The following is a 557-nucleotide window of genomic DNA, read 5'->3' as shown; positions in this document are numbered from 1 at the left end:
TTTTGAGTCTGTAAAATTTTATAGGCTTATTTAATTTTTATGTGTTTTTGTGTCCAGTTTTGCATTTGGAAGTCTAAAAAGGTTAGAATTCCATTTTTGGTCTTGTATAATTTCTTTATTTTTTCTGGATTGGTTTGTCTGTAGTAGTTTTCTACTTTATTGGATGTTTTTTCTATATTTTCATCATCTAAGTGTTCTACGTATCTGTGAAAGTGCATGATGATGTGTTTTCTTATAAAATCTTTTAATACGACTGGAATGGCTCTGTAATTTTGTAAATATTGTTTAAATTGGTTTATTGCTTCCTGTTTTGAGTTTTGTCTGAAACAATTTTTCAATTCATTTGCATTTTCGTAAATATGGTCTCTTGCTTTTCCATTTATCTTGTTTCGTCTACAGTATACTTTTAATTTATGATTTATTGTTTGGAATAAATGAAATTTGCATAATTGATGTTTTACTCCTATTTCATCTGCTACGTTACGATACATTGGGAATAAGTCTGTTGTTAAGCAAATAAATGGTTTATTTGCCGTTGAATCTAGAATAAATTTTTT

At 27.3% G+C, this 557-nt stretch carries 1 pseudogene; it reads right to left on the bottom strand.

Features of this window, described 5'->3' with window-relative positions:
- Positions 1–26 precede the first annotated feature (26 nt).
- Positions 27–557, bottom strand: a pseudogene (locus MBBTH_RS00600) (ISNCY-like element ISM1 family transposase); the annotation flags it as partial.

This window comes from Methanobrevibacter thaueri, assembly GCF_003111625.1.
GTDB lineage: Archaea > Methanobacteriota > Methanobacteria > Methanobacteriales > Methanobacteriaceae > Methanocatella > Methanocatella thaueri.
Note: the sequence above shows the minus strand (reverse complement) of the source record. Positions and strands in the feature narration are given on the sequence as shown.